This window comes from Bradyrhizobium sp. IC3123, assembly GCF_020193625.1.
GTDB classification, from domain to species: Bacteria; Pseudomonadota; Alphaproteobacteria; order Rhizobiales; family Xanthobacteraceae; genus Bradyrhizobium; species Bradyrhizobium yuanmingense.
Genome location: NZ_JADYVF010000003.1, coordinates 151072 through 163441 on the forward strand (window position 1 = coordinate 151072; position 12370 = coordinate 163441).

General features: G+C 66.0%; 12 protein-coding genes. 2 read left to right on the forward strand and 10 right to left on the reverse strand.

All coding sequences use genetic code 11. The features are described from left to right. The first annotated feature begins 67 nt into the window (after positions 1 to 67). A complete protein-coding gene (locus I6F20_RS10745) occupies positions 68 to 862 on the forward strand; it encodes an IclR family transcriptional regulator (RefSeq protein WP_225126126.1) in 795 nt (264 codons plus the stop codon). 152 nt (positions 863 to 1014) lie between these two features. On the opposite strand, the gene I6F20_RS10750 is transcribed toward I6F20_RS10745, so the two are convergent. From I6F20_RS10750 to I6F20_RS10765, 4 genes are read right to left on the reverse strand one after another with little or no spacing between them, the layout of a single operon-like run. Beyond that, the gene (locus I6F20_RS10750) at positions 1015 to 1794 is read right to left on the reverse strand and encodes an SDR family NAD(P)-dependent oxidoreductase (protein ID WP_225126128.1); all 780 of its coding nucleotides are present in this window, start codon (positions 1792 to 1794) and stop codon (positions 1015 to 1017) included. Between the two features lie 39 nt (positions 1795 to 1833). Then, positions 1834 to 2577, reverse strand: coding sequence for an aspartate/glutamate racemase family protein (locus tag I6F20_RS10755; RefSeq protein WP_036007157.1), 744 nt, complete (start codon positions 2575 to 2577; stop codon positions 1834 to 1836). A gap of 9 nt (positions 2578 to 2586) precedes the next feature. After that, positions 2587 to 3852, reverse strand: a complete 1266-nt coding sequence (locus I6F20_RS10760; protein ID WP_225126130.1) for an NAD(P)/FAD-dependent oxidoreductase — start codon at positions 3850 to 3852, stop codon at positions 2587 to 2589. Positions 3853 to 3856: 4 nt separating this feature from the next. Further along, positions 3857 to 5518 (reverse strand): thiamine pyrophosphate-binding protein, encoded by a 1662-nt coding sequence (locus I6F20_RS10765; protein WP_225126132.1) that lies wholly within the window; start codon positions 5516 to 5518, stop codon positions 3857 to 3859. A 213-nt stretch (positions 5519 to 5731) separates the two neighbouring features. Between I6F20_RS10765 and I6F20_RS10770 the strand changes: the two genes are divergently transcribed. After that, the gene (locus I6F20_RS10770; protein WP_225126133.1) at positions 5732 to 6421 is read left to right on the forward strand and encodes an aspartate/glutamate racemase family protein; all 690 of its coding nucleotides are present in this window, start codon (positions 5732 to 5734) and stop codon (positions 6419 to 6421) included. 31 nt (positions 6422 to 6452) lie between these two features. On the opposite strand, the gene I6F20_RS10775 is transcribed toward I6F20_RS10770, so the two are convergent. The 6 genes from I6F20_RS10775 to I6F20_RS10800 form a co-directional block, all read right to left on the reverse strand. Then, entirely contained in the window at positions 6453 to 7238 is a 786-nt protein-coding gene (locus I6F20_RS10775; protein WP_036027377.1) for an ABC transporter permease, read from the reverse strand. Further along, positions 7235 to 8047, reverse strand: a complete 813-nt coding sequence (locus I6F20_RS10780; protein WP_225126134.1) for an ABC transporter permease — start codon at positions 8045 to 8047, stop codon at positions 7235 to 7237. Before I6F20_RS10780 ends, I6F20_RS10775 begins: the two co-directional genes overlap by 4 nt. Before the next feature lie 68 nt (positions 8048 to 8115). Then, the gene (locus I6F20_RS10785; RefSeq protein WP_225126135.1) at positions 8116 to 9162 is read right to left on the reverse strand and encodes an ABC transporter substrate-binding protein; all 1047 of its coding nucleotides are present in this window, start codon (positions 9160 to 9162) and stop codon (positions 8116 to 8118) included. A gap of 22 nt (positions 9163 to 9184) precedes the next feature. After that, positions 9185 to 10492, reverse strand: coding sequence for an NAD(P)/FAD-dependent oxidoreductase (locus tag I6F20_RS10790; RefSeq protein ID WP_225126136.1), 1308 nt, complete (start codon positions 10490 to 10492; stop codon positions 9185 to 9187). Positions 10493 to 10506: 14 nt separating this feature from the next. Further along, positions 10507 to 11223, reverse strand: a complete 717-nt coding sequence (locus I6F20_RS10795; RefSeq protein WP_225126137.1) for an HAD family hydrolase — start codon at positions 11221 to 11223, stop codon at positions 10507 to 10509. Between the two features lie 33 nt (positions 11224 to 11256). Further along, a complete protein-coding gene (locus I6F20_RS10800) occupies positions 11257 to 12336 on the reverse strand; it encodes an ABC transporter ATP-binding protein (protein WP_225126138.1) in 1080 nt (359 codons plus the stop codon). Between the last annotated feature and the right edge of the window lie 34 nt (positions 12337 to 12370).

A 12370-nucleotide genomic window follows, 5' to 3' on the forward strand; every position in this document is an offset into this window, starting at 1 on the left:
GGAAAAGTGTGCAGCGGTTTTCCGAAGAGATCATGCTCAAACAGTGACTGAGGCCCATCGGAGGCGCATGAAGAGAGAGAGCCGCGGCATTCAGTCGATCGAGGTCGGCGGCGAATTGCTTCGCGCGCTCGCGCGGAGCAGCGAGCCGATGATGCTGCGCGATCTCGCCCGCGAGGCCGGCATGACGCCGGCCAAGGCGCATCCTTATCTCGCCAGCTTCTCCCGCATCGGCCTGATCGAGCAGGACGAGACCACCGGCCGCTACGAGATCGGCGCGCTGGCGCTGGAGCTCGGCCTGATCAGCCTGCGCCGCCTCTCGGGCGTGCGCATCGCGCGGCCCAAGATCGCGGGCCTTGCGAGCCAGATCGGCCACGCCGTCTCGCTCGCGGTCTGGGGCACGCACGGCCCGACCGTGGTGCAGCTCGAAGAGCCGGCCCAGCCGGTGCACATCGTGATGCGCGTCGGCTCGGTGATGGCGCTGCTGGAGACCGCGACCGGCCGCGCCTTCGCGGCGTTCCTGCCGGAGCAGACGATCAGCGCGGCACTCGACAGCGGCCTCGACCGCCATGGCGTCGGCTACAACCCGAAGCGCGCCGTGAAGGGGGCGAAGGTCGCCGAGATGCTGACCGAGGTGCGCAAGCACGGCCTCGCCCGCGCGCTCGGCGATCCCCTGCCCGGCGTCAACGCGTTCTCCGCCCCGGTGTTCGATCATTCCGGCCACGTCGCGCTGGTCATCACCGCGATGGGCCCGGAAGGCACTTTTGATGCCCGCTGGGACAGCCCGATCGCGCACGCGCTGCGCGACTGCGCGGGGGCCATCTCCAAGCGGCTCGGTCACGGGCTGACGGTTGCGGCGGAGTGAGGGCAGACTGCCCGCCTCACGACGACTGTCATTCCCCGCGAAGGCGGGGAATCCAGTACGCCGCGGCCCATCGATTCAATCACGACCGCCTCGGAATACTGGATCGCCCGGTCAAGCCGGGCGATGACAGCGAGAGTGGGGCGACAACGGCCCTACTTCTCCTTCACCGGCACCGTGTAGTTCAGGACCAGCCGGCCACCATCCGGGTAGATTGTCTGCCCCGTGATATAGGACGCATCGTCGCTGGCAAGGAACGCCACGACGGCGGCCACTTCGCTCGGCTCGCCGCCGCGGCCCGCCGGCGTGCGCGACAGCACGGTCTTGCGCGCGTCCTCGGACGTGTAGATCGCTGAGGCCACCATGTCCGTCAGGATCGTGCCCGGCCCGACCGCGACGACGCGGATGTTGTGCGGAGCGAGTGCGACGGCGGCGACCGAGGTCAGCTGCTTCATGCCGCCCTTGGACATCGCGTAGGTCGCGAGCGCCGGGATCGCGAGCAGCGCGTTCACTGATGACATGTTGATGACGACCCCGCCGCCGCCTTGCGCGATCATTTGCCTTGCCGCCGCCTGCACGCCGAAGAACGCGCCCTTCAGATTGATGCCGATGATCTCGTCGAATTCCTCTTCGGTGATGTCGAGGATGTCGCGATTGCGGGCGACGCCGGCATTGTTGACCATGATGTCGAGCCGGCCGAACTCCTTCACCGCGGTCGCGACCAGCTGATCCACGTCCACGCGCTTGGCGACGTTGCCGACGACAGTGCGCAGGGCATCCGGCCGCCCGAGCTCGGCGGCCGTGGCGGCGAGGCCCTCGGCATCGACGTCGGAGATGACGACCTTGACGCCGTCGTCCAAAAACCTCTTCGCGCAGGCCTTACCGATGCCGCGCGCCGCGCCGGTGATGGCGGCGACCTTGCCGGATAGTTTCATGGGTTCACTCCTGGATGTGTGACGATCTCACGGACGCATTCACGCAAAGACGCGCGGGCGCAGCCCGGCATGAAACCAGGTGATCATGGAATAGATGTCGTAGACGGGCAATCCGACCTCAGCCTGAAGCGCGGCGGCATAAGGCGGCATGTTGGTGCATTCGAGGACGATGGCGCCGACATCCGGATGCTTGGCAACGAGCTCCTTGCCGGCCTCGACCACGTCGCGCTCGGCTTGTGCGATGTCCATGTCGTCCTTCTCGGCCTTGATCAGGACACGGAAGAACTCCTTGCCATTCTCGGTCCCGACCAGCGGCGTGTCGAGCGGAACGCCGGCACCCTCGAGATGGGCCGGCGTCAAGGTCGAGCCCGACACCGTGACCAGGCCGACGCGCTTGCCCGGCGGCAAGGTCGCCTGCACCCACGGCACCTGCATCAGCGAGGAGGTCGCGACGGGAACGCCGACGGCCGCCGCGATCTCCTTCTGGAACAGCGAGAGGAAGCCGCAATTGGTGGTGATGGCCTCCGCCCCTAGCCGCACCAGATCCTTGGCCGCATCGATGAAGTCGGGCAACAGGCCGGCCGCGCCCTTCAGCACCACCTTTTCCGGCGAGGCGCCGCTCACCACGCGATAGAGCACCGGGAATGGCCAGGTCGTGCCGTTGCCCATGTCGCCGGGAATGCGGGGAAAGCGCGCCTCCAGCATCAGGATGCCGAGCGGCGCGCCGTAGATGGCCTTGCCGCCACGGGCGATGCGGGAGGACGAGCTGGCTGAGGTGGTCATGGTGCGCTCTCAGAGGAAACGATCGGGCGCGAACGGCGCGAGTGGAATCTCCGGCGCCTTGCCGCTCACGAGCTGGGCGACCAGACGGCCGGTGCGGGCCGAGCCGACCAGGCCGACATGGCCGTGGCCGAAAGCATAGACGATGTCGCGCGAGGCGCGCGCATAGCCGATGCAGGGACGTCCGTCCGGCATGCTCGGCCGATGGCCGAACCAGGTCTTGACGCGCGAGGCCGGAATGTCCTTCGGCAGTTTCGGGAACATGCTGACGAGGTGGTTGCGCAGGATCTCGGCGCGCTTCCAGTTCGGCGCGGCCTCGAGGCCGGCGATCTCGACCGTGCCGGCGGCGCGCAGGCCCTTGTTGGTCCAGTTCACCACCAGCTTGGCGTCGGAGGCCATGATCGAGCTGCGCGGGCCGACTTCCGGATTCTCGATCACGACATGATAGCCGCGCTCGGTCTCGAGCGGGAGGGGATCGCCGACCGACGCCGTGAGCTGCTTCGAGCGGGCACCGGCCGCGACCACCGCGGCATCACAGGCGATCTCGCCGGTCTCGGTGACGACAGCGACGAGCTTGCCGCCGCTGAGCTTCAGCCCGGTCGCCTTGGCGCTTACGTGCTTCGCGCCGCTGGCGATCGCATGATTGGCAAGGGCTGCAACATAAGCGCCGGGATCGCGGCAGCGCCCGGCCTCCTCCACCACGACGCCAAAGGTGTAGCGCGGATCCAGATCCGGCTCACGCTGGCGCATTTCGTCGGCGTTGAGCTCCAGCCATTCGACGCCGACCTTCTTGCGCAGGCGCCAGCCGAGATCGTTGTCGAAATTGCCGCGCGAGGTGAATACGTGCATCACGCCGTTGCGCTCGATCAGCTCGGGGACGCCGGCTTCTTCCGCGAGCTTCTTGTGCAGCAGCGGCGCGTCCTTCAACAAATCGCGCAGCGCGAACGCCGTCGTCTCGACCCGCGCCGCGGTCCAGCCGGAGAGCAGATACTTGATGAGCCAGGGCAGCGCCTTCGGCAAGTAAGACCAGCGGATCGCGAGCGGGCCGAGCGGGTCCATCAAATAGCCCGGCACCTTCTTCCAGACGCCCGGCTCTGCCGGCGGGATCACCGAATGCGATGACAGCCAGCCGGCATTGCCGTAGCTCGCCGCCTGTTCGCCGCCGGGCTCGCCCGGATCGATCAGCGTCACGCGATGGCCCTCGCGCAGCGCCTCGATGGCGCTGATCACGCCGACCGCGCCGGCTCCGATGATGGCGACGTGGCGGCCGTCCGGCATCGCCCTAAGCCTTCACTGCGGGCGTAAAATCCTTGCCGACCGAGATCGCCCTGGGATCGATGATGCAATGGAGGATCGACGGCTTGCCCGAGGCGAGCGCGCGCTCGAACGCCGGTGCGAACTCCTCGGTGCGCTCGACACGCTCGCCATGACCGCCGAACGCCTTGGCATACATCGCGAAATCCGGGTTCTTGAGCTGGGTGCCGACGACGCGGCCGGGATAGTCGCGCTCCTGGTGCATGCGGATGGTGCCGTATTGCGCATTGTCGATGATGATGACGATCAGTGGCGCGTCGTACTGCACGGCGGTGGCGAACTCCTGGCCGTTCATCAGGAAGCAGCCGTCGCCCGCAAACGCGACCACGACGCGATCCGGGTATTGCCGCTTGGCCAGCACGCCCGCCGGCACGCCATAGCCCATCGAGCCCGAGGTCGGCGCGAGCTGGGCGGCGAAGCTGTGGAAGCGGTGATGGCGATGGATCCAGCCGGCGTAATTGCCGGCGCCGTTGCAGACGATCGCGTCGTTCGGCAGGCGGTCGCGCAGCCAGGTCATCACCTCGCCGTACTGGAACCTGCCCGGCAGCTCGCGCGCCTTCTCGGTCCAGGCCAGATAATCGGCATGCGCCTTCGCGGCCTCGCCCTTCCATGCCACCGCACCTGACGGCTTCAACGTCTCGACGGCGGCGGCGAAGGCGGCCGGCGTCGCCTGGATCGCCAGTTCAGGCTGATAGATGCGGCCGAGCTCTTCGGAGCCCGGATGCACATGGATCAGCTTCTGCTTCGGATTGGGAATGTCGAGCAGTGTATAGGACGACGATGGCATCTCCGACATGCGGCCGCCGATCAGCAGGACGACGTCGGCATTGTCGATGCGCGCCTTCAGGCCGGGGCTCGGCCCGATGCCGAGGTCGCCGGCATAATGCGAATGGTCGGCGTCGATCAGCGCGGCCCGGCGGAACGAGGTCGCGACCGGCAGGTCGAACCGCTCGGCGAACCGCGCGATGCTCTTGGCCGCCTCGTCGGTCCAGCGCGAGCCGCCGAGAATGACGAGCGGCGCCCTTGCGCCGGCCAGCATGGCGCCGAGCTTTTCGATATCGGCCGGCGCCGGCCAGCTCACGGCGGGCTCGATGCGCATGGCGTCCGCCACCGCCGCCGTCTCGGTCAGCATGTTCTCCGGCAGCGCGATCACCACGGGACCGGGGCGGCCCTGCATGGCGACGCGGAAGGCACGCGCGACCAGCTCCGGAATGCGGTCGGGGCGATCGATCTCGACCGCCCATTTCGCCATCGAGCCGAACACCGCCTTGTAGTCGAGCTCCTGGAACGCCTCGCGCTCGCGCATGCCGGTGTCGACCTGGCCGACGAACAGGATCATCGGCGTCGAATCCTGCATCGCGATGTGAACGCCGTGGCTGGCATTGGTGGCACCGGGGCCGCGTGTGACGAAGCAGACGCCGGGCCGCCCCGTGAGCTTGCCATAGGCCTCCGCCATCATCGCCGCACCGCCTTCGGCGCGGCAGATCACGACGTCGATCGGGCTGTCATGCAACGCATCGAGCGCCGCCAGATAGCTCTCGCCCGGCACGCAGGTGACGCGCTCGACGCCCTGGGCGACGAGCTGATCGATCAGGATCTGGCCCCCGGTGCGGGTGTTGCGAATGGTCATGTCGGCTCCCTCAAGACTTCGGCGATACGCACGTGTTCGGGAACTGGCCTAAGACAGGCCGAGAGCGTGTGCAAGGTCGAAAGGCTTCTCGCAGCCTGCGCAGGCGTCATGCCCGTCCCTGCCGTTTGCACTACAGGCCCTGCCGCGGCCATGATGGCGAGGTTCGGCATCTTCGTCTACGATCCCTCTGAATCACTGTTCGGGAGCACCGGAATGCAAACCATTGGCCTGATCGGCGGCATGAGCTGGGAGAGCACCGCGCTTTACTACAAGCTCATCAACGAGCGGGTCCGCGACCGCATTGGCAAGCTGCATTCGGCCCCGCTTCTGATGTATTCCTACGATTTCGAGGAGATCAAGCAGATGCAATATGCCGGCCGCTGGCAGGAGGCGGCGGCGAGCCTGGCGGAGGTCGCGCGGCTGCTCGAAAGTGCCGGCGCGCGGGCGATCGTGCTGTGCACCAACACGATGCATAAATTGGCGCCGGAGATCATCTCCAGCGTCAACGTTCCGTTCATCCACATCGGCGATGCGACGGCCGAGCGGATTCGCGCCAAAGGATATCGGCGGGTCGGCTTGCTCGGCACCAAGTTCACGATGGAGGAAGACTTCTACATCGACCGATTGCGCGCGCACGGTCTCGACGTCATGGTCCCTCCCGCGGACGAGCGCGCCGAGGTGAACCGCATCATCTACGACGAGCTGTGCCTCGGCAACGTCGCCGCGCCCTCGCGCCGCCGCTACCAGGAGGTGATGGCGGCGCTCGTCGCCGGCGGCGCCGAGTGCATCATCCTCGGCTGCACCGAGATCACCATGCTGGTCGGCCCCGACGACATTTCGGTCGAGACCTTCGACACCACGGCCATTCACGCCGAGACGGCCGCCGATTTCGCGATCGGGTGAATTGATCTCGTCAATTTCAGCCCCGTTATCCTCACCCGCTCCGCTTCTGTCGCGCGCTCGCCAGCAGCACCAGCATGAATGAGGCCGCCGTCATCAAGGTCGAGATCGCGGCGATGGTCGGATCGATCTCGTCGCGCAGCGCGGTGAACATGCGCTTGGTCAACGGCTGATACTGGCCGCCGGAAATGAACAGCGCGACGATGGTCTCGTCCATCGCCGAGATGAAGGCGAAGATTCCGCCCGCAACCACGCTGGACTTGATCTGCGGCAGCGTCACCGCGAAGAAGCTGCGCAGGCGGTTCATGCCGAGGCTGCGCGCCACCATCTCCTGCGCCGGATCGAAACTCTGCAGGCCCGCGAGCACCGAGATGACGACATAGGGCAGGCCCAGCATCACGTTCGCCAGCACGAGGCCGGGCATGGTCGCGACCAGACCGACTTTGGCATAGACGAAGAAGATGCCGACGGCGGTGATGATGATCGGCACCACCAGCGGCAACAGAAGCGCCAAGTGGATCAGCCTCATGATGCGCAGCTTCGACTGGCTGATGGCATAGGCAGCGGCCACCCCGAACGGGGTCGCGATCACGACGGTGAGGAGGGCGACCGTCAGCGTCACCCGCGTCGCCTGCATCCAGGCGGGATTTGAGAAATACTGCTGGTACCAGCGCAGCGAAAAGGACGGTGGCGGAAAGGTGAGAAAGCGCGCGCTGGAGAACGAGATCGGCGCGATAATCAGAACGGGGAGGATCAGATAGACCAGCACCAGCGCGCTGACCACGTAGAGGGCGATCCGTGCGGGCGAGGCGCGCATCATTTCTGCCCCAACACGCGGTCGAGCGAGATGAAGCGGCTGACGACGAAGAAGATCACGAGCACACTGATGAGCAGCACGACGGCGACCGCGCTGGCCGCGCCGAACTGGTTGTAGAGCTCGACATTGCGGCTCACCAGCATCGACACCATCACGGTGCGGCCGCCGCCGAGTAGCTCCGGCGTGATGTAGAAGCCGAGGCAGAGCACGAACACCATGGTGCAGCCGGCGAGCACGCCCGGCAGCGACAGCGGCAGGAACACGCGCATGAAGGTGAGCGACGGGCTCGCGCCCAGGCTGGCGCCGGCCTGCATGAGATCGTTGGGAATCTTCTGCATGGTGGCGTAGAGCGGCAACACCATGAAGGGCAGCAGGATGTGCACGGTCGCAACCACCGTGCCAAAGGTGTTGTGGACCAGCGCGAGCGGCTCGGAGATCACATCGAGATAGCGCATGAACTGGTTGATCACGCCAGTGCGCTGCAGCAGCGCCAGCCAGGCATAGGCGCGGACCAGCACGCTGGTCCAGAACGGCAGCACGACCAGCGACAGGATGACGATGCTCCACCCTTTCGGCACCGAATTGGCGAGGTAGGCCACGGGATAGCCGAGCAGCAGCGCGATTGCCGTGACCGCGAGGCTGATCTCGAAGGTCAGCGCAAAGCTGCGCCAGTAGACGTCTTCGGTGAAGACGCGGCGATAGTTCTCCAGCGTGAAGCCGTCGTGGTAGATCGACTGCCAGGCCAGCCAGCCGACCGGCAGCAGGATCAGAGCCAGGATCACCAGCAGCGCCGGCGACACCAGTGCCAGCATCAGGCCGTGCTCACGGCGCTGATGTTTTTGGGAGGGATCTGGCACTGAAGTCGTCAACGCTGCCTCGCTCACTTCTGCATGAAGGACGCCCAGCGCTTCTCGGCGGCTTCGCCCGCCGGCGAGGACCACCAGGCGTAGGACATCAGCGCTTGCTTCGCCGCATTGGCCGGCTCGCTCGGCAATTGCGCGGCGCGCTCGGGCTTGATCACGCCCGTCTCGAACGCCTTGGGATTGCCCGGACCATAGTCGATGTGCAGTGGCAGATTGGCCTGGTGCACGGGATCGACGGCCTCGTTGAGGAATTTTATCGCGGTGGCGAGATTCGGCGCGCCCTTGAGGATGCAGAGCGAGGTACTCTGCAGGATGCCCTGGTTGTAGGTGAAGGCGACCTTCGCGCCTTCCTTGGCGACGGCACTGACGCGGCCATTCCAGGCCATCTCCATGTCGACCTCGCCGTCATTGAGCAACTGCGCCGACTGCGCGCCCGAGGTCCACCACACCGTGATGTGCGGTTTGATCTCCTCCAGCTTCTTGAAGGCGCGGTCGACGTCGAGCGGATAAAGCTTGTCCGGTGCGACGCCGTCGGCCATCAGCGCCGCCTCCAACGTTGCAAACGGATGGTTGCGCAGCGCGCGGCGGCCGGGGAATTTCTTCACGTCCCAGAAATCGGCCCAGCTGTTCGGCGCGTCCTTCGGGAATTTCTTCTGGCTGTAGGCAAGTACGCTCGAATAGAACTCGTAGGACACTGAATAGGGGCTGCGATAGGCCTCCGGCATCGCCGCGCCGTTTGGAATCTTCGAGAAGTCGAGCTTCTCCATCAGCCCCTGTTCGCCGCCGCGCAGGCAGTTACCGGTCGGGGTGTCGACGACGTCCCAGATCGGCTTGCCGCTGCCGACCTGCGTCTTGATCGCGGGCCAGGCATCGGGAATGGAGTCCTGGTTGATGGTGATGCCGAGCTTCTTGGCGGAGGGATCGAGGATCGCCACCGTCTGCGCCTGCTGATAGGCGCCGCCCTGCGAGACGAAGGTGATCTGCTCGGCGGCATCAGCCGCGCTGGTCAGTCCGATTGCGCCCAGCAGCGCGCAGCCCAATCCAAATTTCTGCTTCATCGTCATCCTCACCTCCTCCAAATAGATCTCACTGACCGATCGCATCGAGAAACTGGTACCAGCCGGCGACTATGCGCACGGCGGGCTCCCGCAGCGGATAGAACGGAATCGCCTTCATGCGCCGCGCGTCGAGCAGGCCGACGTCGGGCGCCTCGCCGCGCACGAAGGCGGCGAGATAGCTGCCCATCAGGCTCGACATCGCAACGCCTGCGCCGTTGTAGCCGACCGAGAAGAGCGTGCGGTCATCGAGCCGGCCGATATGTGGGACCGAGTCCAGCGTCATCGCGACGAGGCCCGACCATTTGTATGCGAGCGGGACATCGGCGAGATCGGGGAAGATGCCGACCATCGCCTTGCGCAAGGCGTCGAATGCGGCCTGCGAATCCTGCTTGCCGAAGGCGCCGCGGCCGCCGAAGATGACGCGGTTGTCGACCATGCGGAACCAGCGCATCATGCGCTTGGTCTCGGTGTAAGTGCGCCCCGTCGGCATCAGTTTTCCCGCGAGATTGCCGGGAAGCCGCTCGGTTGCGATCATGGCGCTGCGGAAGGGAATCAGCGTGCGCTGCAGATGCGCCGTCGCGCCGGTCAGATCCGAATAGCTGTTGGTCGCGATGATCGCCTGTTTTGCGCGCACCGCGCCTTGCGGTGTCTCGGCAACGATGCCGTCCTTCTCGCGCCGGAGCTTGACGACCGGCGACTCCTGGAAAATCGGAACGCCGCGGCTTGCAACGCCGTTTGCGAGGCCGCGCAGATAGTTCAGCGGATGGATCCCGCCCGAGCCGGGATTGAGCACACCGCCGACAAAGATCTCGGAGCCGGTCTCCTCGCGCACCTGTCCCTTGTCGAGGATGCGGACCGCGGCGGAGCCCATTTCGCGCGTCATCCAGTTGGCCTCGTCGATCGCGGCCTTGAGCGTCGTCTCATTGTGCGCGGCCTTGACCTGGCCGGTGCGCACAAGGTTCGCGCTGGTGATGCCGAATTCGGAGACGAGTTCCTCGACCATGTCGGTCGATTCATGCGCGATCTCGTACATGCGCCGCGCCATGGCGCGGCCGTGTGCGGCATCGATCTCGCGGAACGACAGACGGAATTTTGCCGTGATCACCCCGCCATTGCGCCCGCTCGCGCCCCAGCCGGGACGGTTGGCCTCGAGCACGACGGGACTGAGCCCGCTCCTGGCGATGTGGTGCGCGGCGGAGAGGCCAGTGTAGCCGGCGCCGATGATCACCACATCCGCCTGTTGCTCGCCCGACAGCACGGGAAACGCGCGCGCCGGCTCCGCCGTGGCTTCCCACAGTGAATTGACCGATGGCAGCGCGCGCCAGTCCCGTGTCATGCCACAGCTCTCCGTTACGCCGCCGGTCCGATCGCGGCGTCGGCAAGCGCCTTCAACGTCGGATAATGGAAGTCCGGCTTGGTCAGCGTCTCGACCGCGGGCGTGCCGCCGAAGCCGGCGATGCCCTGGCGGCGCTCGATCCAGCACACCTTGTAGCCGAGCTTCCGCGCGATCCCGATGTCGTGATATTGGCTCTGCGCGACGTGCAGGATGTCGGACTGCTTGTAGCCGAAGGCCGACTGGCGGCCCTTGTTGTAGGCGAAGAATTCCGGGTTCGGTTTTGCAACGCCGGTGTCGTCGGCGCAGACGGTGTCATCGAAGGGATTGCCGAGCGCATGCGCGTAGCACGACAGCGCCACGCGGTCGGCATTGGTCATCGCGACCAGGCGGAATTTTGTGCGCAGGCGCTTCAGCGCCTCGACCGAGTCCGAGAACGGCCCCCAGCGCAGCACGGCAAGCTGGAAGACGTCACAGGAGGCATCGTCCGCCGGCAGCCCGAGCTCGTTGGCGAGATAGCGGTAGACGTAGAACATCACCTCGCTCGAACGCTCGTAATGCTTGTCGCGGCCTCGCTTGTAGGATTCGAAGATCTGCTCGTCGCTGAGCTCGGCCGCCTTCTTGCCTCCGATCTTGCGCACGGCTTCGAGCACGCCGGTCTCGAAATCGATCAGGGTGCCGACGACGTCGAAGGTGAGAACCTTGAAATTGCTGAACGAGGCTTGGGTCGACATATCGCTTCTTCTCTCGGTTGAACAAGGCTGGATTCAGTCCACCCTGGGCACGACAATGGTGTCCTCGGGGTGGAGCGTAACGGTGAGGCTGCCGCCGAGCGGCGGAATGCGGTGATAGGCCTGGTGATAGCTCGGCTGGCGCAGGCTGAGCGCGATGCCGTCGGCGAGCGCGAGGAAAATGCGCAGGCTCTCGCCCTGATAGACGATGTCGGTGACGGTCCCGGTCAGCCGGTTACAGGCGGCATCCTGCGCGCCGTCATCAATCAGCAGCTTCTCGCTGTGCACGGCCAGCATCAGGGCATCGCCATCGGGAATGGCGCGTGCGCTGCGCAGCAAGGCATTGCCGAGCGCAACGCTGGAAGCATCGACGCGGCGGACCGGCAGCATCGTGGCTTCGCCGATGAAGCTGGCGACGAAGGAATCGGCGGGATGGTCATGCAGCCGCGCCGGCTCGTCGATCTGGACCAGCCGGCCGTCCTTCATGACGGCGACGCGGTCGCTCATGGTCAGCGCCTCGCGCTGGTCATGGGTGACGTAGATGATGGTCGCGCCGATCCGCTTGTGCAACGCGCGCAGCTCGATCTGCATGGATTCGCGCAGCTGCTTGTCGAGCGCGGAAAGCGGCTCGTCCATCAGGATCAGGCGCGGCTCGAAGATCATGGCGCGCGCCAACGCCACGCGCTGGCGCTGACCGCCGGAGAGCTGCGCGATGCCGCGCTCTTCATAGCCGGCAAGCCCGACCATGCTGAGCGCCGCGCGCACCTTGTCCGGCCAGAAGGATTTCGGCAGGCGTCGCGCGCGCAAGGGAAAGGCGACGTTCTCCCCGACGCTCATGTGCGGAAACAGCGCGTAATTCTGGAACACCACGCCGATGTCGCGCTTGTGCGGCGGCATGTAGGTGACGTCACGGCCTCCGAATAGAATCGTGCCTGAGGTCGGCAGGATGAAGCCGCCCAAAATGCCGAGCAGCGTGGTCTTGCCGGAGCCGGACGGGCCAAGCAGTGAGACGAATTCACCGGCGCTGACATTGAGCGAAACGTCGTCGAGGGCGCGAACGGCGCCATAGGCCTTGCTGGCGGACCTGATCTCGACGCTCTCCGCGCGCTTGTCCAACGATCGACCTCGCGATGTCCCTCAGCCGGCGTGC

Coding starts and splice junctions, on each gene's coding strand:
- I6F20_RS10770 (WP_225126133.1), top strand. CDS start 5,732: ATGCAAACCATTGGCCTGATCGGCGGCATGAGCTGGGAGAGCACCGCG.
- I6F20_RS10750 (WP_225126128.1), bottom strand. CDS start 1,794: ATGAAACTATCCGGCAAGGTCGCCGCCATCACCGGCGCGGCGCGCGGC.
- I6F20_RS10775 (WP_036027377.1), bottom strand. CDS start 7,238: ATGATGCGCGCCTCGCCCGCACGGATCGCCCTCTACGTGGTCAGCGCG.
- I6F20_RS10790 (WP_225126136.1), bottom strand. CDS start 10,492: ATGACACGGGACTGGCGCGCGCTGCCATCGGTCAATTCACTGTGGGAA.
- I6F20_RS10755 (WP_036007157.1), bottom strand. CDS start 2,577: ATGACCACCTCAGCCAGCTCGTCCTCCCGCATCGCCCGTGGCGGCAAG.
- I6F20_RS10765 (WP_225126132.1), bottom strand. CDS start 5,518: ATGACCATTCGCAACACCCGCACCGGGGGCCAGATCCTGATCGATCAG.
- I6F20_RS10760 (WP_225126130.1), bottom strand. CDS start 3,852: ATGCCGGACGGCCGCCACGTCGCCATCATCGGAGCCGGCGCGGTCGGC.
- I6F20_RS10745 (WP_225126126.1), top strand. CDS start 68: ATGAAGAGAGAGAGCCGCGGCATTCAGTCGATCGAGGTCGGCGGCGAA.
- I6F20_RS10795 (WP_225126137.1), bottom strand. CDS start 11,223: ATGTCGACCCAAGCCTCGTTCAGCAATTTCAAGGTTCTCACCTTCGAC.
- I6F20_RS10785 (WP_225126135.1), bottom strand. CDS start 9,162: ATGACGATGAAGCAGAAATTTGGATTGGGCTGCGCGCTGCTGGGCGCA.
- I6F20_RS10780 (WP_225126134.1), bottom strand. CDS start 8,047: ATGCTGGCACTGGTGTCGCCGGCGCTGCTGGTGATCCTGGCTCTGATC.